Origin of the sequence: Paenibacillus cineris (assembly GCF_018333335.1) — a bacterium.
Taxonomy (GTDB): domain Bacteria; phylum Bacillota; class Bacilli; order Paenibacillales; family Paenibacillaceae; genus Paenibacillus_AQ; species Paenibacillus_AQ favisporus.
The window spans coordinates 71034-94507 of record NZ_BORU01000006.1 but is presented as its reverse complement, the minus strand read 5'-3'; the positions used below and the strand labels follow the sequence as shown (position 1 = coordinate 94507).

The window sequence follows — 23474 nt, the reverse complement described above, 5'->3', positions numbered from 1 at the left end:
GGTTGTTTTTTAGGTATAGGAAATAGCGCAACAAAAACTTCAGCAAAATGGGTCCCGCATTACCCCGCGTTAACCTCTGACAGCTCACCGGGTGCTTTTTTAGCCCGGGTGCTTTTTCCAAGCTTGATCCAGATTACAGCCGCGCAGGCCGCCCATACCGCAATGGTAATGATCCCGCCCTCCCCGGCCACGTAAGACCAGCCCGAAGCTTTATCGAAGAACAGCTGCTCCAGCCAGCTCCGCGACAAATTGATGACCATATGAATGACAACGACCGGCCAGATGCTGCGGCTGCGCCAGCGGACCCAGCCCATAAATACGGATAACGGAAAGATCATGACGGTAAACAGCACAAGGTTGATCCACACATTCCCGTCCGTATTGTATTGGTTCAGATAAAAAGGATAGTGGAAGCAGGCCCACACGGCGGCGGTGATCAGAATGGACTTTCGGATACCGTAAGCCTCGGTCAGCTTGGGCTGCAGATAGCCGCGCCAGCCAATTTCCTCTCCGAAGGAAAAGATCAGCATGCTGATCAGCATCTGAGGAGCCCAGGAGCTTTTGGTGATATACCAGGCATATTCGGAAACGGTGAAGCGGGCGGTGCCTTGGCTTAGGAATTCGGCTGACGGAAGTTGAACGATCCCGAAAGCCCACGCGGCAAGAAACCCGATTCCAATCGGGACGATGGACAAGATGGCGGCAAAATACCAGCGGAGACCGCCAAACGTGCGGAGCCCCGATGAACGGAGAGAATCTTTTCTTCCGGATACAAAGATCAGCATCAGCAGCACGGTGATCATTGGAGCAAGCTGGCTGATGGCGACGAGATTCATGCTTCCGGACAGATTGGCCAGCAGGGTAAGCAGCAGCACAGTCACACTGAATGCCGCCGCGGAGCGAACAGATGTTATTTTCATGAATAACTTCCTCTCTTGTTAGTTGTTAATGTTATGGTAAGGGGCAATTATCAAGAATTTATAAAGCTCTGGAGATCATTTGCGGCCTTTTCGAAATACGACATGCAGAGGGAAGACCGGGGTATGCTACAATGGGGTTATACGATATGCGATAGGCTCCAAATAACGGATCGGCGATCCTGGCATAAGGAGAGGTGACTGGGGTGGAACGGGAAGATCAGAACAAAGAAGCGAAAGATCAAGACGAAAAGGCCGAAGCGGAAGACCGCTACCAGAACATGTCCACACGTTACGGGCTGGTGGAATCGGCTATTGACGATTTTGCGAAGCGTGGCGGGTTTGACGATTTGCCGGGCAAAGGCAAGCCACATAAGATCGACGACGAAGACGTGTTCAGCAGCATTTTGAAGAAAAACAATTATCAGCCTCCTTGGGCTGAGCTGCGGAAGGAAATCGCCGCGGATTTGAAGCGTCTGGCTGACAATCCCCGCTCGGATCACGAGCTTCGGGCCGAACTCGAAGCGGTTAACGACAAAATCAGAACGTATAACCGGATCGTGCCGCACCCGATGCTGCAGAAGGGGCTGGTGTCCAGAGCGAATTTGGAGAATGCCTACCCCAAATGGGTTTAATGCTATAAAACGTTCATCCACTTTATGATTAAGGAGATTTATCATTGCAGACACAGGCGGAATTGAACGACGTGAAAACGGCCAAGCCGGCCGGCCGCAACTATATGCTGCAGCTGGCGACCGTTTTTATCGGGTTCATCATTTTTGGGTTTTCGGAAAATATCAAGGGTCCGGCGATTCCCCGCATCCAGGCGGATTTCGGACTCGACGAGCAGCAGCTTGGAACCCTGCTCTCGCTCAATTCGCTCGGGTATCTGCTGGCTTGTTCCTTCACAGGGTATATTACCCGCAAGATCGGGATCAAATGGGTCAGCATGATCTCGTTCGGGTCGATGGTTCTCTCGGGCGTCTTCATCTTATTGTCGCGAACATACTCTCTATTTTCGGCGTCCTATTTTTTCATGTACATCGGCAACGGCATGCTGGAAATCGGCCTGGCGATTCTGGGAGCGCGGATTTTCGTGCGCAATACCGGGACGATGATGAACCTGTCGCACTTTTTCTACGGGCTCAGTTCAATCGTGGCGCCGATGATCGCCTCAGGTTTAATGTCCGTTTCGATCATGGGCGTGACGCTCGGCTGGCGTGAGATGTATATGGTGATGCTTGCGCTGGCGGTGATTCCGATGATCCCGGCGCTGCTCGGCCGGTTTCCGGGCGACGATACCGTCCAGGAGGACCGGATCTCGCTGTGGATGCTGACCAAGGACCGGGCCTTGTGGATGATCGTGCTGCTGCTGACCTTCGGGGTCATTTCGGAAATGGCCGTAGGCAGCTGGCTGGTGAATTTTCTGGAGAAAAGCTATCACTGGGACCAGACCGCAGCTTCGGGCATGCTCTCGATCTTTTTCCTGTGTTTCTCACTGGCACGCCTTTTCCTGGGCCCGGTAACGGACCGGATCGGTTTTATTCTGTCGCTGATGATCCTCTCCGGCTTCTCGGGGCTGTGCACGTTCGCCGCCATTGTCAGCGGGGAAGGGGGCGCGTTCCTGTTTGCGGCCGCAGGCATCGGCATTGCTCCGATTTATCCGACCGTTATGGCGGTTATCGCCAAGCGTTACGTGAAAGGAAGCGATACGGCCATCACCTTCACCGTCACCCTGATGGGGGTCGGCAGCGTGATCGGCAATTATCTGATCGGCGCCATCACGAGCGGCGTAAAGCATATTTTTGGTGCCGGCACCCCTGAAGGCCTGGTCCGGGGACTGCAGGCCGGATATTCGTTTATCGGCTTATGCGCCCTGATCTGCTCGGCGGTCAGCTTCGTGCTGTACCGGTATTTGAAAAAAAGAAACGAACTGCTGTAGGGAAAGCGTGGGGGTTCCTCACGCTTTTTCCTAACGCTCTCTCAGGAGACGATGAACAATCATGAGTGTGAACCAAACTATAAACGATATACAGTGGCAAGAGCTGATCCGCAGCGTTGCGGAGTATTATAACGACCTGACGATCAAACGCGGATTTCAATATTATAAACAGGGCCGGGTGGCGGAGCTGTCGATCGGCGGGGATGGCGAAATTGAGGCCGTGGTGAAGGGCGGGGAGGCTTACCGTGTCCACCTGAATCCCGAGTCGGTTCAGGACAGCCGCTGCAGCTGCCCGGTCGGGGAACGATGCAAGCATTCCATCGCCGCCCTCCTGGAGTATGTCAGCCGGCAGGGCCGGTCCGTGCATGCAATTGTCAATGCGCATACGACCGTCAGGCTCCAGCACCATCTGCCGGAGACGGAAGCTGAAGAAGACCTCGGGCCTGTGCAGCGGGGAAGTGCGGCGGATGCTTTAAAGGAGAAGGCGGCCCATTTGGCGGAGATGAGCCTCTCCGAATGGCATGCCTTCTTCAAGCTGTGCATCACTCCGCTGGAATTTACGAGCCAGAACTCGCACTATGCCCGAAACGCCATACATGCGATCAACGCCGTCAAGCCGGACCTGACTCCGGCCATGGAGCAGCTGTATCAGCTCCATGCCAGGCTGTATATGCTGATCAAGCTGATCAAGCCAATTGTGCCGGGCGGACGGTCTCCGGCATTTTTGGGGTACCACGTGCAGGTGGCCGCGGATGAACTGCGGGGAGGCATGCTGCAGCTGCTTGGCGAAGGGATCGATCTGGCCGCCGAGCCAGATCTGTGGCCGCGCGTGACCAAGACGCTGAACTACCTGCGCCGGCAGATGCTGACGGAAACGGGGCAGCAAGGTTATCTGTTCGATATTTATGACCGGTTTTGGCTGAAATGGATCCATCCGAACGTCACAGACACCCGGATGCATGAGGAAGAGATGCGGAAACTGCAAAGCGCCGAAGAGGAGCTGGGCGATACGCTCTCCCGGCTGCCGTGGATGCTCGCCCAGTCCCGTATTGCGTTCCTGATGGGGGAAGACCGGCTGGCCTGGTCCTGGCTGCAGGCAGCGGACAAGGCTTCCATCATCCCGCACGGCTTCCTGACCTCCTTTCTGGACGAGCTGTCCGCTTCGGAGGATTGGGCCCGCCTGCAGGAATGGCTGGTGCGGCTGGCTCCTCTGTTCAGCAATCACCGGAAGGAGCCTCTGCACGAATATGCCGCCTATTGGAACACCTTTGTCCGGCATGTGCCCGAAGCGGAGGAGTCCATGTGGCATACCCTCGCTGGGATGCTGCCGTATTCCAAGGAAGTTTATGAAGATAACCTGCTGGCTCACGAAAAATGGCGCTTGTGGATGGACGTGCAGCTCAGCTCCGGCAAGGACCCGCTGGAGTTTCGGGTCAGCGTGCTTGCGCCGATCGAGAAGCAGGCACCTGAGCTGCTGCTGCCCTTCTACCATCAAGGCGTGGAGCGGCATGTCCTCCTGAAGAACCGCTCCGGCTACAAAGCCGCGGTCAAGCTGCTCAAGCGTCTGGCCAAGCTGTACAAAAAATTGAAGCGGGAGGAGCGCTGGGAAGAATTCATCATCGTGTTTTCCAGCCGCCACAGCCGGCTGCGCGCGCTTCAGGAAGAGCTTCGGAAAGGAAAGTTGATCCCATGATTCCATACACCGACACCATCACGATCCATACCCGGCTCAGCGGGTACGGCGACGCGCTCATCTACGGCTCGACGCCAACGCGCCGGACCGTGCCCGGCATCGACCTGAAGCATAGGCTGTTCGCCTGGCATGAAGAGACTTTGTACGGTACGCAGCTGGACGTTCAGCAGGTGCAGGACATCGAGCTGGTCATTCTGCCGGCCGAGTACGTCATCGCGTTCTTCGCCCAGCTTGACCTGCTTGCCCACATCCAGTGGGCGGGAGACGAAGGGACCGAGACGTTGATCCGGCTAGCTCCTGCGCTGATGACCTGCGTTCGTGAAAAACGGTACAACCCGAGCCTGCCCGCGTTTCAGTCCGGCAAGCTTCAGTGGAACTGGGATGAATCCCGCCTGGATGCCGAAGCGCGGGAAGAGATCAGGGACCTGGGGCCGGAGTTCGCCGAGGGGCTGCGCGCCGCGTTCTCTTCGCTGGTATTCAGCGAATGCTATGGAACGGAAGCGACGGCTTCCGACCTGCGCCGCGAGTACCCGATGCTCTTCGCGAGAGAGGGGGCCGTCGCCGGCTTGACCGAGCAGGCGTGGCTCATCTCGATCGGCTGGAAAGCGGACGCGGCGCCGTTCCGGCCCGTGCTGCAGCTGCTGGAGCCGGACGAAGCCGAGCCCGTCTGGCGCCTTCAGCTTGTGCTGCAGGACAAGCTGGACCCGTCGGTGCTGGTGCCTGTCCGTCTGGATGCGGACGGACAAGCATCCGGCGTGTGGCCGGACGTCTGGACGGCCCACATCCGCGAGCGCTCCGCCGGGTGGGCGGAGCATCTGCGCGCCAGCCTGCCGGCGAGCGTGCGGGCTGCGGAGCGCAGCGACGTGCTGGGCCAGCCGCTGTCCGACGCGGCGGCGTGGCAGTTTTTGACGGCGGACAGCCGCCGTCTGCTGGATGCGGGCTGGCAGGTGCTGCTGCCCGCATGGTGGGAGGCCGCCAGCCGGCGGAAGCCGAAGCTGCGGGCCAAGGTCAAGGCCGGCGAGGGCGAGGAGGCCGCCGCCAAAGGGCAGGGCAGCTCACTGTTCGGCCTGGACTCGATCATTCAGTTTGACTGGCGGGTGTCGATCGGTGACCTCCAGATTACGGAGGACGAATTCAAGGAGCTGGTCGCCCGCAACGAGCGGCTGGTTCGCTTCCGCGGCGAATGGATTACGCTCGACCCCAGCCTGATCAAGCAGATCGGCCAGATGATGGAAGGAGTCGACAGCTCGCAGGGCTTGTCCCTTCAGGACGTTCTGCATCTGCATCTCCAGCGGAAGGACGAGGATGCCGGCGCCCGGAAGCGGGAGGACGGCGAGGAAGAAGAGGCGGACGAAGATCCGGATGAAGCGGCTCGGATCGAGCTCGAAGTGGAGCTGAACGAGCATCTTCTGACGCTGATGAACCAGCTCAGCCAGAAGTCGGCCTGGCCGAAGCTGGACGTTCCATCCGGGCTGCAGGCCGAGCTGCGTTCTTACCAGTACGACGGGTTCTCCTGGCTTGCGTTTCTGCGCCGGTTTGGGCTGGGCGCCTGCCTTGCCGACGATATGGGCCTGGGGAAAACCATCCAGTTTATCACGTATTTGCTGCACCTGAAGGAGACGGCGGACGCATCCGGAGAACGGCGCCTGCCTTCGCTGCTGATCTGCCCGACCTCGGTGCTGGGCAACTGGCAGAAGGAGATCAGCCGCTTTGCGCCTTCGCTGAAGGTGCTGCTGCATTACGGCAGCCGCCGGTCGGGCGAGGCGGCGCTCCGTGAAGAACTACGCGAGGCCGATGTGGTCCTGACCTCGTACGCGACCGCGACGCTGGATCAGGACCTGCTGAAGGAGTTCGCCTGGGAATCGCTGTGCCTGGACGAGGCGCAGAACATCAAGAACGCCCAGACGAAGCAGTCGGCCGCCGTGCGCAGCTTTCCGGCCCGGCACCGGATCGCGCTGACCGGAACGCCGATCGAAAACCGGCTTTCCGAGCTGTGGTCGCTGTACGATTTTATGAACCCGGGATATCTGGGCAGCCTTCGGAGCTTCCAGGTCCGCTTTATTCAGCCGATCGAGCGGGATCAGGACGAGCAGCGGACGGCGCAGCTGCAAAAGCTGGTGAAGCCGTTTATGCTGCGGCGGAAGAAGAAGGATCCGCACATCCAGCTGGAGCTGCCGGAAAAAAACGAGATGAAAACCTATATCCACCTGACCGCCGAGCAGAGCGCCCTCTACGATCAGACGGTCAACGACCTGATGAACCGGGTGCAGAAGCTCGAGGGCATTCAGCGGAAGGGGGCTATTCTGTCGGCCCTGACACAGCTCAAGCAGGTCTGCGACCATCCGGTGCTCCTGACCGGGGAATCGGTCGACAACTTTGTGGATCCCGCGGATATGGCTGCGGTTTCTGGCACGGCGGGCGCAGCGGCAGGCACGGACGGTGCGGTTGACTCAGGTGTCCTGAGTGATTCAAACGCTCCAGGAGTTTCGGGTAATCTGGAGACTGCCGGAAAGCATGAGACTGAGGGCGGCGAAGCGGCTATAAGTAATCGACGGGCTTCGGCTGGCACAGTTGATGCCGTTGACTTGGCTGCGGAAACTTCAGCCGAAGCAAAGGCGCCAGAGCATGAGGCTGCTGCACGGACAGCAGCTGAATCCTCAGGAGGCCAGCTCGACACCGAACGGCTCATCAGTCGCTCAGCCAAGCTGGAACGGCTGCTGGCCATGGTCAAGGAACTGCGGGAAGAGGGCGACCGCTGCCTGATCTTTACGCAGTATATCGGCATGGGCCAGATCCTTCAGCGGGTCCTGGGTCAGGAGCTGCAGGAGCCGGTGCTGTATTTGAACGGCAGCACGTCCAAGACCGCTCGGGACCGGATGATCGAACAGTTCCAGTCCCAGTCGCTGCCGGCTGCCGAGCAGCCCGGTGTGTTCATCCTGTCGATCAAGGCGGGGGGCGTCGGTCTGAACCTGACTGCGGCCAACCACGTCTTCCACTTCGACCGCTGGTGGAACCCCGCAGTGGAGAACCAGGCGACGGACCGGGCCTACCGGATGGGCCAGACCAAGGACGTGCAGGTGCACAAGTTCATCTCGCTCGGCACGCTGGAGGAGCGGATCGACGAGATGCTGGAGAGCAAGCAGCAGCTCAGCGATAATGTCATTTCCAGTACGGAAAGCTGGATTACCGAGCTGTCGACCGAAGCGCTGAAGGACCTGTTTACGCTGCGGCGTGACTGGTAGGGACAGCAAAGGGAGAAGCTGAGATAGAAGCTGGAGGCATGTATCATTAGTTGAGGTGTGAAAAACAGCTGCAGGATTTGCAGCTGTTTTTTTGCTGTTAGAACGCATGACACGCATTATCCTTGATTCCTGTGCTGCCTGTTTTGGACTGCCTTCATGCCCAAGTGGCCGACTAAGGCTAAAGCCCAACACGCATTATCCTTTGGAGCTCCCAAGCTCCTTGCTCTGATCCGCCCGCACTCCCTGGCGCCGCTTCAGGTTCACACCCATTACGCCGCCGATAATCAGGACAGCTCCCACCCAGTGGTACCAGTCCAGACGCTCGTTCAGCAGCAGCACGCCGCCGGCGATCGTCACGACGGTGGAGAGGCTGCCGAAGACGCTGACGCGGGAGGCCTCCATGCGGGACAGGGCATAGTTGGTCAGAAACGAAGTGACCAGGGAGGACAACACGCCAAGGTACAGCACGGCCAGAAGAAATTTAGGCTCCAGGAACGGCGTGAAATACTGGCTGAGCGTCCCTTGAGATACATGCTTAATCACCGATATGGCGTTGAAAAACACAAAGCCGAAGAAGGTGATGATGTAGGTCATCTCCTTTGGACGCCAGGTTTTGGTCATCCTCCGGGCGCCTGTATTATATCCCGCCATGGACAGGGCGGACAGGAGAATCAGCAGAACACCGCCAAGGCTGGCGGAGGAGATGCTGATCCCGGGCACGGCGAAGATCAGAATGACACCGGCCACCGAAACCAGGGTGAACATTTTTTGGGCAAACGTCGTGTGCTCCTTAAGGAAGATCGCAGCCAGAATCATCGTAAATACCGGCACGACCGCCTGAACGATCCCGGCCACCGAAGACGAGGCGTAGAGCAGTCCAAATGCCTGTAAGGCAAAAAACAGCGAAGGGTAAAGAAGGGCCAGCGGAAGCAGCGCGGCTGTCCGGGGCATGACTTCCTTCATTCGGGCCCGTCCGGGAAAAGCGAACAGCGTTGCCGCCAGAAAGGACAGCGTGAAGCGATGGGCAAGCGTGTCGAGCGGATCCGATACGCTGAGCGCGATTTTAACGAAAATAAAAGACAACCCGATGATCAAAGCGTTGATGAGCGCGGCCGCGACCGCTTTTTTATTCGAAGAAGCATTCATATAGTCAGACCTCCCTAATCACTGCGCGCGCTTTATGGACCGGTCCTGTGGATGGTTTCATTTTACGGGGGGCGCGGCTGTGCTACAATATCAATAATCATCATCTGTACCGGTACAAAAGAGCGGGGGAGGAGGCGTTACGATGTATAAATACGCCGAGCTGATCAACGATTTGGAACTGCAAATCTCGGGTGACGCCTATAAGGAGGGGGACAGGCTGCCGTCAATCCGGGAGCTGTCAAAGCGCTATGATTGCAGCAAAAGCACGGTGATCCGCGCGTTGGAGGAGCTGCAGGACAAGCATTTGATTTATGCCGCCCCCAAGAGCGGTTATTACGTGATGAAGCGGTCCGGAAAAAAGCAGAATCCGGGAAACCGGTGGATCGATTTTACGGCGGCCGCGCCGGATCCGGATATTTTTCCATACCTGGATTTTCAGCACTGTATCAATAAAGCGATCGATATGTACCGCAACGACTTGTTCATTTACGGAACCCCTCAGGGACTGCCGTCCTTGATCCGCGAGATGCAGCGCCAATTGGCCTCTTACCAGGTGTTCACCGATCAGCGCGGTATCTTCATTACTTCCGGGGTACAGCAGTCGCTGGGGCTGCTGGCGCGTATTCCGTTTCCGAACGGCAGGCACCGGGTTTTGGTGGAACAGCCGTGTTATCCGCTGCTGATGGAGTACCTGAGGACGTACGGCATAGAAGCAGAAGGGATCCGGCGGTCGGGCGACGGCATCGATCTGGATGAGCTGGAACGGATGTTTAAGACCAGGGAGATCAAGTGGTTCTATACGGTGCCACGCTTCCACAATCCGCTGGGAGGATCCTATAACCGGTCGCAAAAGAAAGCTATCGCCCGTCTGGCGGCCCAGTACGACGTCTATATTATCGAGGACGATTACATGGCCGATCTGGAGCAGGATGCCAAAGAGGACCCGATCTATGCGTACGATGACTCCGCGCATGTCGTCTATTTAAAGAGTTATTCCAAGATCATATTTCCGGGTCTGCGGATCGGTGTGGCCGTGCTCCCAGAGGCGCTGCGGAACGATTTCAACCAATTCAAAAAACTGGCGGATATCGACAGCTCAATGCTCTCCCAGGCGGCCCTGGAGCTGTACCTTAAGAGCGGCATGTTCGAGCGCCACCGCAAAAAAATGCGCAGCTGCTATGGGCGAAGATCCGCCCTGTTGCATGAAACGATCATGGTGCATGCAGGAAGTACGCAATCGTCTCACTTTACCTACCAGCCGGCCCGGCAGCGGGGTGTCCACACCTATCTGAAGCTGGAGGATGCTGCCCGTGCCCGTCAGGTGATCCAGCGGCTGCACAAAAAGTTCATTCGGGTCGAAACGGCAGACGCGGGTTACCTTGATTCGTTTGTGAAAGAGCCGCTTCTCAAGCTGAATGTGTCCAGCGTCAAGGAGCCGGACATCGAGTCCGGCATTGAGCAGGTGATTCGGGAGATCGGGTAGGACGATCCATGATGAAGGGAGAAGACCGATGTTTTTACGAAGCTTGACCATTCTGCGCAATGAACATACCAAGGGAAACGAGTATCCCTTTTCCATCCCGGCGCTGCGGAATTTGGAGTCCCTGTCGTTTCGGGGAAACGTCACCTTTTTTGTCGGGGAAAATGGGTCGGGCAAATCCACGCTGATGGAAGGAATCGCAGACCGGTGCGGATTCAACACGGCAGGCGGGAGCAGAAACAACGCGTATGAGGTGGATGCTTCCCAATCAGCGCTTGGCGACCATATCCGGTTGTCCTGGATGCCCAAAGTGACGAACGGGTTTTTCCTGCGCGCGGAGACGTTTTATCATTTTGCCAGCCATCTGGACACCATGCCTGCCAGCTTACGTTATTACGGGGGACGATCTCTGCATGAGCAGTCGCATGGGGAGGCCTTTCTGTCGCTGTTCAAGCACCGGTTCGGTAAAAAGGCTATCTACCTGCTGGACGAGTCCGAAGCGGCCTTATCTCCAGCGCGGCAGCTGGCGCTGCTGAAGGTGATCAAGGATTTGGAGAAAGAGGCCCAGTTTATCATCGCGACCCATTCGCCGATCCTGCTGGGCTATCCCGATGCGGATATCATCAATTTTGACGTCCATCCTCCCCAAGAGGTTCAATATGAAGATACGATGCACTATATCATCACCCGCCGTTTTCTTGAAAACCGGAAGCGTGTGCTGAGCGAGCTGTTTGAGGAGGAGGACGGGGACTGAAACGGATATTCCATGTTAAAAGCCCATTTCGAGGAAATGGGCTTGTTTGCGTGGGCTCGATTGTTGTCATGGATCAAACTTACGCATTCCGCCGGACTGCCTCGAAGGGTTCCTCCGCCTCTGCCTGCGGCAGCCCCCGCTGCAGAGCCTCATATAGTCTGGAGGCGGCCAGGCGCGGCGGGTATTCAGCCGACCGGCACACATAACCGCAGGTGATGTTGACGGCATTGCCTTTAAAAGGACGGATTACTGTTCCGGCAGGTGCAGGCTGCAGAACGGTCAGCGGCACGAGGGCAGCGCCCAATCCGCTCTGCACGTAAAATTTCAGCGCAGCCATGCTGCCGATTTCCATCGCATCCATAGGCGGGCCGCCCGGCTCCTGCATGATCATTTCAAGCTTCCGGCGGTAAGGGCAGTCGGCTTGCGTAATCAGCAGGCGATGCCCTCTAAAATCGGCTGGCGTGACGAGCTCCCTGGATGCCAGCGGATGATCCTCCGGCATGAGGACGACAAAATGTTCGGTCAGCAGCGGTTCATAATAAAGCCCGGCACCAAGCTGGGGAGGAGAACAAATTGCCATGTCCAGATCTCCCCGCAGCACCTGTTCGTTCAGCTGGGGCGAGCTGGCAATCGTCACGGATACCCGTATATTGGGGTAATCGCGCAGAAAAGAAGCGAGGATCTCCGGCAGCCGGTAGCTGGCAATGGGCTCTACGACGCCAAGACGGAGATGGCTAGCTTCCCCCGACAGCAGCTCCTTCATGGTGCCTTGAAGCTGCTCCACATCCTTGACGATATGTGCGCTCTGCTCGTGAAAAAGGCGGCCCGCTTCGGTGAGCTGAAAGGTTTTGCCCCGTTCGATCAACCGGACGCCGAGCTCCGACTCGAGCTTCTGAATTTGCATCGTGACAGTGGACTGGGCGTAATTCAGTTCTTCGGCCGCCCGGTTAAAGCCGCCAAGCGCGACGATCCGGTGAAAGGTTTTGACAGCTTTCAGGTCCATGATATGTTTGCCTCCTGCTGTATGGTTCAATATTTTTGAATTCGTCGTTTATTTAATTCAATTATACAAATAGGATCCCCGGGATTACAATATGATTGCCGGCAGAAAGAAAACGGAAGCTACAGGAGGTTATGGAACATGCCATTTGTGCGGATAGATGTGGGGCAGGGGCCCTCGGAAGAAGAACTGGTTATTATCAGCCGCACCATACATCAGGCGATGGTGGATACGATCGACGTCCCGGAGGACGACTATTTTCAGGTGATTACCCGGCATGGGACGGGGGAGCTGCTGTACGACCGCAGTTACTTAAACGTAGAACGGTCCGACGGACAGCTATTTATACAGATTACGCTGAAGCAGGGGCGGACGCTCGTAAAGAAAAAGGCGCTGTATGCCGCCATCGCGGAAAGGCTGCAGCAATCGGCGGGCATCCGGCCGGAGGACGTCATGATCATTTTAACGGAAAATACGGCAGAAAACTGGTCATTCGGCAACGGCATCGCGCAGATGGCCCCGTGATTGGATTTCGGAAAGACATCAACGAATTTCTGACCCAATTTAGGAATTTGAAAGGAGAGCTGATCACATGAACATTCAGCATAAAACAGCGATCGTCACGGGAGGGGGAACCGGAATCGGGAGAGCGGTGTCCATTGAGCTGGCGAAGCGGGGAGCCCGCGTGGTCGTCAATTACTCCCGGTCGCGGGAAGACGCGGAGGAAACGGTTCGGACCATTCAGGAGGGCGGCGGCACAGCCGTTGCGGTCCAAGCCAATGTAGCTAAAGAGGCAGAGGTTCAGGCGATGGTAGGCAGAGCTGCCAGGGAGTTCGGTTCGGTCGATATTTTGATTAATAACGCCAGCATTACCCGGTATATTGCCATGAATGACCTGGAATCCGTGACCGACGAGGCGTGGGATGAGCTCTATCAGATCAACGTGAAAGGGATGTTCTACTGCGCCAGGGCGGCAGCTGCCGAGATGAAAAAGCAAAAACAAGGCGTGATCGTCAACCTGGGGAGCATCGCCGGCATTACGGGCAGCGGCTCTTCTCTGCCGTATGCCGTGTCCAAGGCCGCGGTGCATGGACTGACCCGCTCGCTCGCCCGGGCGCTGGCCCCGGAGATTCGCGTGAGCAGCGTCGCGCCGGGGGCGGTGGCCACTCGATGGTGGGCCGGGCGCGAGCAACAGATGGAGCAGCTGGCAGGCTCCTTGCTGCTGAACCGGATTTCTTCGCCTGAAGATATCGCCCATATGATCTGTGCCGTGGTCGAACAGGATTCGCTGACCGGGCAGGTCATCACGGTGGATGCAGGGCAGACGATGTAAAAAGGACATCTTATCGGGCAGAAGGGGCGGCAGAATTGTAAAAGAGGCGAGCGGCCGGCCGTACGTCTCGAAAACAAGGGGATTTCGGGATCGTAGATGCAAAATCTTCCGCACATCCGAAGCGTTTCACAATATATCCACATCATATCCACAGTAAATAACAACATATCCACAGAATATCCACGGTATATCCACAGCATATCCGTTGCGTGAAGGACTCCAAACGAGGTAACCTGATCTTAGCTCCACTTGGAAAAGACGGATTACACCAGCCGCGGTTAGAATCCGCGGGGTCAGGAGGGATTGCCCGATGCGCGAATGGATCGGCAAATGTCGCGATTGCGGCAGGGACATTTATTGCGAGAACGGTTTTTTGAATGGCGTGGTGCTGGAGGACCAGTCGTTGAAATGCTTCCCGTGTGCGGAGCAGGAGGATGCGGGAACCAGTGACTCGGAGCGGCAAAGTGCAGAAACCGGTGATTCGGTACAGCATTCGGAGAGAGAACCGGATTAGCGCAGGATATACTTGCATACCAGGAGTAACTTCCAAGTGGCAGCCTGAACAGGCTGCCTTTTTGCTTTGCATCCTCTGCATCCTCTTCATCCTTTGCATCGTCAAAAATTTTGCATCGTTAGAAATACCCGCCCGATCCGAAGTTTTTCAGCCGTTCTCAGTCGGTCTAATTTCCCCGGCCTGAGCATCCATACCCGGGTCGTGACCACTCGCTTGGAGGCCTTGCTTGAGTCCTGCACAGGAGGAAGACTTGGGGTCCGGAGTTTTCTCCAGGGCATGCACCGTTAGGCGATTGTGTCTCTATGGCTGATAATGGTAGGATGAAGAAAATAAGGGTGATATCTCGTATGGGGATATCCGACAAGGAGGATGAGCAAGTGGCTGCAGAAGAGTACGACCCGACGCTGATCGCGCGGCTGGAGAGCCCGGAACGCCTGGAGAAGCTTCCCCCGGAGAAGCTGCTGGACCTGCTGGAGTTGTCCGGGCACGAGGACCTGCTGGATGTGGGGGCAGGCAGCGGTTACTTCACGTTTCCGGCGGCAGCACGAACTTCCGGAACGGTCTATGCGCTGGATACCCATCCGCAGATGCTGGACATGCTGAAGACCCGTTCTGAAGAGCGGGGCGTTACGAATATTCGGCTGATTCAGGGGACGGCAGAACAGATTCCGCTAGAGGAAGAAAGCGTGGACGTGATGATCCTGTCCCTCGTCCTGCATATTGCCGAGCCGCATGAGCAGGGATTGAAGGAAGTGCAGCGCGTTCTCAAAAACGGAGGCAAGGCGCTCTGCGTGGAATGGGCTTATCCGGACAGCGAACCGCCTTCGGATCACCGCATCTCCTCATCGGACATGGCCCGCATGGGAGAGGAGCTTGGCCTCAAGGTGCTCAGCAGGCAGCCGTGGTCGGACAAGTATTACAGCATCGTTTTTCAAAAATAACGTGTGTATCGCCCGGCGGAAGCTGTGCAGCGCTAAAAATGCAAACCCATTCACAGGAGAGGTGGCTTGAGAATGAAATACAGACGGCTTGGAAAAACGGAATTGAAGGTATCGGTGGTCGGTGTCGGAACATGGCAGTTCGGGGGAGACTGGGGGAAGGACTTTAACCAGCAGGAGGCGGACGCCATTTTGCATAAGGCGAAGGATCTCGGCATCAACCTGATCGACACGGCGGAATGCTATGGTCCGCATCACCTGTCCGAGAGCCTCATCGGAAACTTTCTGAAGCGGGACCGCCGCGAGGACTGGATTGTGGCTTCGAAATTCGGCCACCGCTGGCATGATCATTGGGAAAACGCCTGGTCTGCAGATGAAGTTCTCGTCCAGTTGGATGAATCCTTGAAAGCGCTGCAAACGGACTATATCGACCTGTACCAGTTCCACTCGGGCTCGGATGAAGTATTTCACAACGACGATCTGTGGACACTGCTGGACAAGCAGGTGCAGGCCGGGAAAATCCGCAACCTCGGCATTTCCATCGGCAGCAACGATAACCTGGAGCAGACTTCCCGGGCGACGGAGCTGAACGCCAAAGCGATTCAGGTCGTGTACAACCGGCTCGACCGGAAACCGGAAGAGCGTGTCTTTCCGTCCTGCATCGAGCAGGATCTGGGCGTCCTTGCGAGAGTGCCGCTGGCCAGCGGTTATCTAAGCGGCAAGTACAAGCCCGGCGCCGTGTTCCAGGATAACGTGCGCAAACGGCATGAGCGCGACAACATCGATGCCCGCCTCCGCGAGGTGGAGGAAATCCAGCGGACCGAGGTGCCCGAAGGCGTGGGCATGGCCCAGTGGGCCTTGGCCTGGTGTCTGCAGAACCCCGCCGTGGACTGCGTGATCCCGGGCTGCAAGAGCCCGGAGCAGGTCGAGGCCAATGCGGCCGCTGCGGACCTCGATATGGTCCAGGATACGCATCCGCGGGCGTGGAAATAAACAGGGAAGCAGGCGTTCGGCACATTCCTGATTAAAGGAGGAGCAGACCGACTTATGTCCAGTAAAACAGGAGAAGGGCGGGAAGAACTGCCCGTGATCTTTTTTGAGAGTCAGCAGGCATGGGAGGAGTGGCTCGAAGCGCATCATGCCGATTCACGCGGCATTCGGCTGCAGATGGCCAAGAAGGGATCCGGCATCCCATCCATCACGTATGACGAAGCATTAGAGATTGCACTCTGCTACGGCTGGATCGACAGCCGCAAGGAGGCCTGGGACGAGACGTATTGGATTCAGCGGTTCGGCCCGCGCGGACCGAGGAGCATCTGGTCCAAGATCAACAAGGAGAAGGCGGAGCGCCTTGTCACAGAAGGCCGGATGAAGCCGGCCGGTCTTGCGGCGATCGAGGAAGCCAAACAAAAAGGCCAGTGGGAGCAGGCCTATGCATCCCAGAGCCGGTCGCAAATTCCCGAGGATCTGGAGCGGAAGTTCGAGGAGCATCCGGATGCGGCAGCCTTTTTTGCGACGCTGGACAGCCGCAACAAATACGCCGTCTTATTCCGGGTCCAGAGCGCCAAGAAGCCCGAAACGAGGGCTAAACGAATCGACCAGTTTATCGACATGCTGGAAAAAGGCGAAAAAATATATCCTTAGATTGTGCACCAGCCCTCAGTCACCATGATCAGCCGAAGCCTCCGTCAACGACGGAGGCTTTGTCCGTTCTTTGACCTGCTGCAGCGCTTTCCTTCCTGAATATTACGGTGCTCTTCCGAATAGGCTGTTTATAGCTGAATCATCGGAAAAAGGCGGAAGGGGCGGGGCGGCCAAACCTGAATAGCCGCATCCAGAAAGGCGGGTTTTGCTTCATGCTGTTAAATATTAGCGTGGTGATGGTTTTGGTGTATACGGCGGTATGTATCGGGTATGTCCAAATTCACCGGCAGCATCTTTTAAACATGACCGGCAACATGGTGGCGATGACGACAGGGCTGATCTCCAACTTGACGATCGGGGTCATCCTGGGCATGATGTTTGCCGGCGACCTCGTACTGTCTACCGGCCTGTCGGTGCTGTTTTGCTTTGCGATTGGCTATTTGGTCGGCAAGCCGCTCCATCTGCTGGCGGTCATTGAGGGCATCGGCGGGGGGATCATGGGCGGACTGCATGGCGCTATGCTCGGCGAGATGATTCCCCGGGCAAGGTGGGACGTCATGCTGTTTATTATGGATGCGCTGTTTATTGCGATGACCGCCATGGTCATGTATTTGATTCATAACCAGAAATACAAGGCCCGGGAGGCTGCGGACGAAGAAGAGCGGACGGAAGGGGCTGGACAGGTGCCCGCTCTGATGCCGATCCGGCTGTCCTTTTGGATGCTGTATATTATCCTGCCGGTCGTGACCCTCTGCGCTGCAGCTATATTCAGCCATTCGGTCCCTGCCGGAGAAGTTCCGGTAACGGGGCATGAGATGCATTCCATGTAAGTCCTTTGCAAAATCGTTCATAAACGGATACAATACAGGTAACGGCTGAATTGTAATGATTTTGGTTACACTTACATCGCCGGGTGTCCGGCAGCCTGCCGGACCGCTGTATACCGACTAATGGACAAAGGGGATAGGATCATGGAACGTATTCAAACGGAAGCCCAATATAACGAACTGATTCAAGGGGACGGCATCACGGTCATCAAGTACGATGCAACCTGGTGCCCGGACTGCAAAACGCTCGATAAATTTATGCCGGACATCATGGCCAAACATCCGGATAAGAAATTTTATGCACTGGATGTAGAGCAGTTGGAGGACGTATCTTCCCAGAACGATGTGCGCGGCATCCCAAGTTTGCTCGTGTACAAGGACGGGAAGAAAATCGCCCATCTGCACAGCAAATTCGCCAAAACGCCTGGTGAAGTATCGGAATACCTTCAAACGCTGGAGTCCAAGCAATAATTTGCAATGAACCGAAGCCATCGGCCAAGCACCCCCGATTCACGGTAGAACGTGAAGACGGAGGGTGCTTTTTCTTTTGGAAAAGCCCGCCCCATCGGGTTATTTGGCATACACCCGTTACGGGATTTTTACAAACATGAAATGAAATGGAGAGCAATACACATAGGGTGAGAACATGATGCCAAGAGAAGGATGTGCAGCCATGGCAACGACAGACGAGATTCTGCAAATGATGGATGAGCACAGCGCCAACAATTACTATCCGCTGCCGATCGTCATTCATAAGGCGGAGGGCGTATGGGTTGAGGATTTGAACGGACATCGGTATATGGATATGCTCAGCGCATATTCCGCCCTCAATCACGGCCACAGGCACCCCAAAATCATGCAGGCGCTGCAGGAACAGGCCGGCAAGGTGACTCTTACATCACGGGCGTTTCAGAGCGAGGCGTTCGGCATCTTTGTGAGCAAGCTGGCGGCATATACCGGCAAGGACAAGATTCTGGCGATGAACACGGGCGCCGAAGCGGTGGAAACCGCGCTGAAAATGGCTAGGCGATGGGGCTACCGGATCAAGGGCATTCCGGAGAATCAAGCCGAGATCATTGTCTGTACCGGAAACTTTCACGGGCGTACGCTGAGCGTCACCTCGTTCTCCTCCGAAGAGGCGTATAAACGGGATTTCGGGCCGTTCACACCCGGCTTCCGGATCATCCCTTACGGCGATGCTTCCGCGCTGGAGCAGGCTATTACGCCGAACACGGCGGCTTTTCTTGTGGAGCCGATTCAAGGTGAGGCCGGGATTGTGATGCCGCCTGAAGGCTATTTAACCCAGGTGCGGGAGCTGTGCCGCCGTCATCAGATCCTGCTGATGGCCGACGAAATTCAGACGGGGCTCGGCCGGACGGGACGCCGCTTTGCCTGCGATTGGGAGGGCGTCGTTCCGGACGTGTACATCCTGGGCAAAGCCCTCGGCGGGGGCGTGCTGCCCGTTTCGGCCGTCGCGGCAGACCGGGAGATCATGGACGTGTTTGAACCGGGTTCGCACGGCTCGACCTTTGGCGGCAATCCGCTGGCTTCCACGGTGGCGGCCGCTGCGCTGGATGTGCTGGAGGAGGAGAAGCTGGCGGAGCGTGCCGAAACGCTTGGGCGCCTGTTTATGAAAAAGCTTACATCGATCTCCCATCCCGATATCGTCTCGGTCCGCGGTCGCGGCCTGCTGATCGGGCTGCAGCTGTCTGTGGCGGCAAGACCTTACTGCGAGGCGCTGGCCCGAATCGGCCTGTTATGCAAGGAAACCCATGATACCACGATCCGGTTTGCGCCGCCGCTCATCCTGTCCGAAGAAGAACTAGAATTTGCGCTCAGCCGAATTGGGGAGGTATTCACCGGTCAAGGGAGGGCGTGAAAACGTATGGGGCAACCAACCATTTCGATTATCAGCGTACCGTTCGGTTACGGGGCGGGACGGCCGGGAAGCGAGCAAGGGCCGGACAGCATCCTGAAGTTCGGTCTGGTCAAAAAGCTGGAGCAGCTTGGCTACGATGTGGACGCCGGGCGGAGGATCCAGCTGCCCTCCAGCCTGACGCCCTATCCCACCACGCGTATGAAGCATGTGGACCAGGTCATGGCAGTCTGCTCACAGCTGGCGCGGGAGGCGGCATCGGCGGCGTCAGCCGGGAGCATTCCCCTCATGCTTGGGGGGGACCACAGTATCGCCATGGGCTCGCTGGCCGGGCTCAGCCGGCATTACCCGAACATGGGCGTCATCTGGGTGGATGCCCATTCGGACCTGAACACCGAGATCACCAGTCCATCCGGGAACATGCACGGCATTCCCCTGGCAGCCGCCCTCGGCTTAACGCAGCTGAAGCTGACGCAGATCCTGCCCGGCGCCGTTCAACTGAAGCCGGAGAACTGCGTCATCATCGGCGCCCGTGATCTGGACCGGGACGAGAAGACGCTCATTCGCTCGCGGGGCATCACCTGCTTCACGATGTACGAGATCGACCGGCTGGGCATCGAGCATGTCGTGCAGGAGGCGCTGCGGATCGCCGGGACCGGCACGGACGGCCTGCACGTCAGCTTCGACATCGACAGTGTCGATCCGTTTGAGGCGCCCGGAACGGGTACGCCGGTCCGCGGCGGGCTCAGCTACCGCGAAGCCCACTTGGCTATGGAGCTGATGAGCGAATCCGGCCTCATCACATCCGTAGATATGGTGGAGGTCAATCCCAGCCTTGACCGGAACAACCAGACCTCGAAGCTGGCGGTGGAGCTGCTCGGCTCCTTGTTCGGCAGCCGGATTTTGTAGGCGAAAGGAGGCGTCTCCTTGGAGAAAGCCATGAAGTCTTTGTTTTTGACGCTGGCCAAAAACCGGGCGGCGAACCGATGGGCCAAACGGTACGGACTCCGGCTCGGGGCCAGGCGCTTCGTTGCGGGCGAATCGATCGAGCATGCGATCGACGCCGTCCGCAAGCTGAACGCCAGCGGGCGGATGGCCACCCTCGATTACCTGGGGGAGTTCACGAGCAGCGAGGAGGAAGTGCGCGAGACGGCCGACATGTGCCTCAAAACGCTGGATGCGATCCATCGGTCCAAGGTGCAGGCCAACCTGTCGCTCAAGCTGACGTCGCTCGGTCTGGATCTGAGCCCGGACTTATGCTTTGAGCTGATGCGGAGAATTTTGGCCAGGGCGCAGAGCTACCGACTGTTCGTGCGCATCGACATGGAGGACCACGCCCACTGCCAGCCGGCGATCGACATGCTGAAGAAGCTGCGAGGCGGGTATGACAATGTGGGTATCGTCATCCAGTCGTATTTGTACCGGTCGGAGGAGGATGTGAAGGAACTGGGCGCCCAAGGGGTCAATCTGCGCCTGGTGAAAGGGGCGTACAAGGAGCCCGCAAGCGTCGCGTATCCCCGGAAGGAAGACGTGGACGACAATTTGATTCGTCTGATCAAGCTGCACCTGCGGTCCGGCAGCTACACGGCGATCGCCAGCCATGACGAGCGGATCCTCAGCGAGGCTAAACGGTTCATCGAAGAGGAGGGGATTCCGCGCTCCCGGTTCGAGTTTCAGATGCTGTACGGCATCTGCGAGGAACTGCAGCTGAAGCTTGTCGAGGAGGGCTACCGGTTCCGGGTATACGTCCCGTTCGGCGTGGACTGGTTCGGGTATTTCATGCGCAGGCTGGCGGAACGGCCGGCCAATGTCTGGTTTGTGCTCAAAAATACTTTTAAGTAAAAAGGGAGTGAGGTAGCCATGAACTCGTTTGCCTGGAGCGCCGCATTTCAAAATGAGCCCTTCACCGATTTTAACCAGCCGGAGCACCGCGAAGCATTTCTGAAAGCTTTGGCCGCCGTGAAAGGGCAGCTGGGACATCGTTATCCTGTCGTGATCGGCGGAAAAGAGGTATACACGGAGCAGGAGCTGGTCTCGCGGAATCCCGGCCATGTGCGGGAGGTGGTCGGCCGGATGAGCCAGGCCGGTACCGACCTTGCGGAGCAGGCGATGCAGCAGGCGCAAAAGTCTTTTGCCACCTGGAAAAGAACGACAGCCACCGAGCGGGCGGCGCTGCTGCTCAAGGCGGCTTCCCTGCTGCGCCAGCGCAAGCACGAATTTTCCGCCTGGATGGTCGTCGAAGCCGGTAAAAACTGGGCTGAGGCCGATGCGGATACGGCGGAAGCGATCGATTTTATGGAGTATTACGCCAGGGAAGCCGTCCGGCTCAGCGAGACGTCACTGCACCAGCCGCTGCCGCGGGTGCCGGGTGAAGAGAACCGGCTGCAGTACATCCCGCTGGGCGTCGGCATTATTATCCCGCCGTGGAATTTTCCGCTGGCCATATGTGCCGGCATGACGACGGCCGCGGTGGTGACCGGCAACACCGTCCTGCTCAAGCCCGCATCGAACACGTCCGTTATCGCCTACCAGTTCTTCAAGCTGATGAAGGAAGCCGGATTCCCGGACGGGGTCATCAACTTTGTGCCGGGAAGCGGGGCCGTCATCGGCGATTACCTGACGGCGCATCCGCAGACCCGGTTCATCAGCTTCACGGGCTCGAAGGAGGTCGGCCTCCGGATCAACAAGCTGGCCGCGGAGCAGGCTGAGGGGCAGATTTGGATCAAGCGGGTCGTCGCCGAGATGGGCGGCAAAGACGGTATCGTGGTGGACGAGACGGCGGATCTGGAAGCGGCGGCGAAGGCCATCGTGGTCTCGGCCTTTGGCTACCAGGGGCAGAAATGCTCCGCCGGGTCGAGGGCGATCATCGTCGAGTCGGTCTACGATCAGGTGCTTGCCCGCGTGACGGAGCTGACCAACCTGCTGGAGGTGGGATCTCCAGAGGATAACGCGCCGGTCGGACCGGTCATTGATGAGAAGTCGCGGGACAAAATTTTGGAGTACATTGGGATCGGCAGGGAAGAAGGGCGTCTTGTGACCGGCGGGGAACAGGTCGGGGAAGCCGGGTATTATATCCGGCCGGCCATCTTTACCGATGTCCCGGTCAAGGGACGGATCATGCAGGAGGAGATCTTCGGACCGGTGCTGGCGGTCGTATCTGCACGGGATTGGGAGGAAGCGATCGAGATTTATAACGATACGGAGTTCGGATTGACCGGATCGTTCTTTTCGACGGACGAGAACCGGATCTCGGCTGCGCTGGAACGCATGCACTGCGGCAACTTGTATGTCAACCGCAAGTGTACCGGTGCGCTCGTGGGCGGCCAGCCCTTCGGCGGCTTCAACATGTCCGGGACCGACTCGAAAGCCGGCGGGCATGATTACCTGCTGCTGTTCACCCAGGCGAAGGTGACCTCCCGCAAGCTTCCTTGAGCCTGCACTTCCGTGGCGGGTCATGCCTGGATAAATGACAAAGCACCTTGACTTGCCGGCGTTTCGCCGCAATTCAGGGTGCTTTTATTGGGTTTGTTCTCGAAAGTACAACGCTTCTAGAGCCCTTTTTCTTCGGATTCAAACTTGTTGCTTCAGATCCACATGTTGAGGGGGATCACTGTGCCTGCCGCTCATTCCGCTGCAGCTGAATGAGCTCGCCAAGCTGACGGATGGTGTCCAGCAGATGCTCGGTTTCATCGTCCGTCAAATTTCCCAGTGTCTCGACGATGCGGACGGCGCTCATTTCTGCCAGCTTCTTCAGCAGCGCAGAGCCTTTGTCCGTAATCGAGATGTTAACGAACCGGCGGTCCTGCTCGCTGCGGCTGCGCACGATGAGCTCTTCCTGCTCCAGCTTGTCGCAGATTTGCGTAATGGCGCTGGTGGTCAGGCCGGTGACCTTGACGATGTCCGTTCCGCGCTGGCTGCCGCTATTTTTCAAATATTGAAGTATAAACGATTCTGTCGTGCTTAGCTTTACCTGGCGAACCAGACCGGCATAATCTATAATTCTTGGAAGTCTGTCCATCAATTCAAAATATCGGGTCGCGAGTTCTGTAGATGTAGAATGCAAATTAATCTCCCTCCTGGAGGCAACGGACAAGCCGGCTCGGCTCGAAACGTCCGTTCATGCATTTAATTGGTCCTAATGACATGTTAGTTTGATTTTAAGATACCG

22 protein-coding genes are annotated in these 23474 nt (G+C 57.4%); 18 read left to right on the top strand and 4 right to left on the bottom strand.

Going from position 1 to position 23474, the window contains the following annotated elements:
- Positions 1-59 precede the first annotated feature (59 nt).
- On the bottom strand, positions 60-920 hold the full coding sequence (locus KI379_RS32380; RefSeq protein WP_212986112.1) for a CPBP family intramembrane glutamic endopeptidase: 861 nt from the start codon (positions 918-920) through the stop codon (positions 60-62).
- Between the two features lie 203 nt (positions 921-1123).
- On the opposite strand from KI379_RS32380, the gene KI379_RS32375 reads away from it, so the two are divergent.
- From KI379_RS32375 to KI379_RS32360, 4 genes are all read left to right on the top strand, one after another.
- Complete coding sequence (locus KI379_RS32375; RefSeq protein WP_244879526.1) at positions 1124-1552, top strand: DnaJ family domain-containing protein; 429 nt, start codon at positions 1124-1126, stop codon at positions 1550-1552.
- A gap of 104 nt (positions 1553-1656) precedes the next feature.
- Positions 1657-2859: an MFS transporter gene (locus tag KI379_RS32370; RefSeq protein ID WP_212986124.1), complete on the top strand. Its 1203-nt coding sequence runs from the start codon at positions 1657-1659 to the stop codon at positions 2857-2859.
- A gap of 61 nt (positions 2860-2920) precedes the next feature.
- Complete coding sequence (locus KI379_RS32365; RefSeq protein ID WP_212986111.1) at positions 2921-4552, top strand: SWIM zinc finger family protein; 1632 nt, start codon at positions 2921-2923, stop codon at positions 4550-4552.
- A complete protein-coding gene (locus tag KI379_RS32360; RefSeq protein ID WP_244879525.1) occupies positions 4549-7794 on the top strand; it encodes a DEAD/DEAH box helicase in 3246 nt (1081 codons plus the stop codon). Before KI379_RS32365 ends, KI379_RS32360 begins: the two co-directional genes overlap by 4 nt.
- A gap of 195 nt (positions 7795-7989) precedes the next feature.
- Here the strand turns inward: KI379_RS32360 and KI379_RS32350 are convergent, their stop codons facing one another.
- On the bottom strand, positions 7990-8940 hold the full coding sequence (locus KI379_RS32350) for a DMT family transporter (RefSeq protein WP_212986110.1): 951 nt from the start codon (positions 8938-8940) through the stop codon (positions 7990-7992).
- A 142-nt stretch (positions 8941-9082) separates the two neighbouring features.
- On the opposite strand from KI379_RS32350, the gene KI379_RS32345 reads away from it, so the two are divergent.
- Positions 9083-10423, top strand: coding sequence for an aminotransferase-like domain-containing protein (locus KI379_RS32345; protein WP_212986109.1), 1341 nt, complete (start codon positions 9083-9085; stop codon positions 10421-10423).
- A 28-nt stretch (positions 10424-10451) separates the two neighbouring features.
- Positions 10452-11174: an AAA family ATPase gene (locus tag KI379_RS32340; protein ID WP_212986108.1), complete on the top strand. Its 723-nt coding sequence runs from the start codon at positions 10452-10454 to the stop codon at positions 11172-11174.
- A gap of 79 nt (positions 11175-11253) precedes the next feature.
- Here the strand turns inward: KI379_RS32340 and KI379_RS32335 are convergent, their stop codons facing one another.
- The gene (locus tag KI379_RS32335; RefSeq protein WP_212986107.1) at positions 11254-12177 is read right to left on the bottom strand and encodes a LysR family transcriptional regulator; all 924 of its coding nucleotides are present in this window, start codon (positions 12175-12177) and stop codon (positions 11254-11256) included.
- A 138-nt stretch (positions 12178-12315) separates the two neighbouring features.
- Between KI379_RS32335 and KI379_RS32330 the strand changes: the two genes are divergently transcribed.
- From KI379_RS32330 to pruA, 12 genes are all read left to right on the top strand, one after another.
- Positions 12316-12699, top strand: coding sequence for a tautomerase family protein (locus tag KI379_RS32330; protein ID WP_212986106.1), 384 nt, complete (start codon positions 12316-12318; stop codon positions 12697-12699).
- A 67-nt stretch (positions 12700-12766) separates the two neighbouring features.
- Positions 12767-13507, top strand: coding sequence for an SDR family NAD(P)-dependent oxidoreductase (locus KI379_RS32325; RefSeq protein ID WP_212986105.1), 741 nt, complete (start codon positions 12767-12769; stop codon positions 13505-13507).
- A 310-nt stretch (positions 13508-13817) separates the two neighbouring features.
- Entirely contained in the window at positions 13818-14021 is a 204-nt protein-coding gene (locus KI379_RS32320; protein WP_212971439.1) for a hypothetical protein, read from the top strand.
- Positions 14022-14398: 377 nt separating this feature from the next.
- Positions 14399-14962, top strand: coding sequence for a class I SAM-dependent methyltransferase (locus KI379_RS32315; RefSeq protein WP_212986104.1), 564 nt, complete (start codon positions 14399-14401; stop codon positions 14960-14962).
- Positions 14963-15034: 72 nt separating this feature from the next.
- Positions 15035-15952, top strand: coding sequence for an aldo/keto reductase (locus KI379_RS32310; RefSeq protein WP_212986103.1), 918 nt, complete (start codon positions 15035-15037; stop codon positions 15950-15952).
- A gap of 54 nt (positions 15953-16006) precedes the next feature.
- Positions 16007-16603, top strand: a complete 597-nt coding sequence (locus tag KI379_RS32305; protein WP_076176175.1) for a YdeI/OmpD-associated family protein — start codon at positions 16007-16009, stop codon at positions 16601-16603.
- 212 nt (positions 16604-16815) lie between these two features.
- Positions 16816-17433 carry a hypothetical protein gene (locus KI379_RS32300; RefSeq protein WP_076176173.1) on the top strand — a complete coding sequence of 206 codons (618 nt, stop codon included), beginning with the start codon at positions 16816-16818 and terminating at the stop codon, positions 17431-17433.
- A 141-nt stretch (positions 17434-17574) separates the two neighbouring features.
- Positions 17575-17901 carry a thioredoxin family protein gene (locus KI379_RS32295; protein WP_076176171.1) on the top strand — a complete coding sequence of 109 codons (327 nt, stop codon included), beginning with the start codon at positions 17575-17577 and terminating at the stop codon, positions 17899-17901.
- Between the two features lie 202 nt (positions 17902-18103).
- Entirely contained in the window at positions 18104-19309 is a 1206-nt protein-coding gene (gene rocD / locus KI379_RS32290) for an ornithine--oxo-acid transaminase (protein WP_212986102.1), read from the top strand.
- A 6-nt stretch (positions 19310-19315) separates the two neighbouring features.
- The gene (gene rocF, locus KI379_RS32285; protein WP_212986101.1) at positions 19316-20215 is read left to right on the top strand and encodes an arginase; all 900 of its coding nucleotides are present in this window, start codon (positions 19316-19318) and stop codon (positions 20213-20215) included.
- Between the two features lie 18 nt (positions 20216-20233).
- Positions 20234-21148, top strand: coding sequence for a proline dehydrogenase family protein (locus tag KI379_RS32280; RefSeq protein ID WP_076176165.1), 915 nt, complete (start codon positions 20234-20236; stop codon positions 21146-21148).
- Between the two features lie 18 nt (positions 21149-21166).
- Positions 21167-22738, top strand: coding sequence for an L-glutamate gamma-semialdehyde dehydrogenase (pruA, locus tag KI379_RS32275; RefSeq protein WP_089549832.1), 1572 nt, complete (start codon positions 21167-21169; stop codon positions 22736-22738).
- Positions 22739-22913: 175 nt separating this feature from the next.
- Here the strand turns inward: pruA and KI379_RS32270 are convergent, their stop codons facing one another.
- On the bottom strand, positions 22914-23369 hold the full coding sequence (locus KI379_RS32270) for a MarR family winged helix-turn-helix transcriptional regulator (RefSeq protein ID WP_145142454.1): 456 nt from the start codon (positions 23367-23369) through the stop codon (positions 22914-22916).
- Between the last annotated feature and the right edge of the window lie 105 nt (positions 23370-23474).